Below are 514 nucleotides of genomic sequence, written 5' to 3'. Positions count from 1 at the left end.
TCTCCTTCTGAACCACCGCGCCCGCGCCAGCGGGCGTATTCCCCTATTCTCACTGCGCTATTTTCATAGTAGCATCCCGCTGATCGTCTTTGACCACAACAGAGTAGAGCATGACAACAACAGATCTCGCCCCAAAGGGCGAAATGGTTTTACGCACCCTGGCAATGCCGGCGGATACCAATGCCAACGGGGATATTTTTGGCGGCTGGCTGATGTCGCAGATGGATATTGGCGGCGCCATTATGGCCAAAGAGATCGCCCAGGGTCGCGTGGTGACCGTGCGGGTGGATGGGATGACCTTTTTACGCCCGGTCGCCGTTGGCGACGTGGTGTGCTGCTACGCCCGCTGCGTGAAGCGCGGCAACACCTCGGTGACAATCAATATCGAAGTGTGGGTGAAAAAAGTTTCTTCAGAACCGATTGGCCAGCGCTACAAGGCGACGGAAGCGCTGTTTATCTACGTTGCCGTTGATAATCAGGGAAAACCACGTCCTCTGCCAGCGGAATAAGAAGG

Annotated in this window: 1 protein-coding gene; it reads left to right on the top strand. The window is 55.8% G+C overall.

The genetic code is table 11. From position 1 onward, the window contains the following. Window positions 1-110 precede the first annotated feature (110 nt). Window positions 111-509, top strand: coding sequence for an acyl-CoA thioester hydrolase YciA (gene yciA / locus ABD481_RS47190; protein WP_002901629.1), 399 nt, complete (start codon window positions 111-113; stop codon window positions 507-509). Window positions 510-514 lie beyond the last annotated feature (5 nt).

The organism is Catenulispora yoronensis (assembly GCF_039531695.1).
Lineage (GTDB): Bacteria > Actinomycetota > Actinomycetes > Streptomycetales > Catenulisporaceae > Catenulispora > Catenulispora yoronensis.
This window is presented reverse-complemented; position numbering and strand designations above follow the sequence as displayed.

Excerpts from the sequence above, each read along its gene's own strand:
- yciA (WP_002901629.1), top strand. The coding sequence starts at position 111 with ATGACAACAACAGATCTCGCCCCAAAGGGCGAAATGGTTTTACGCACC.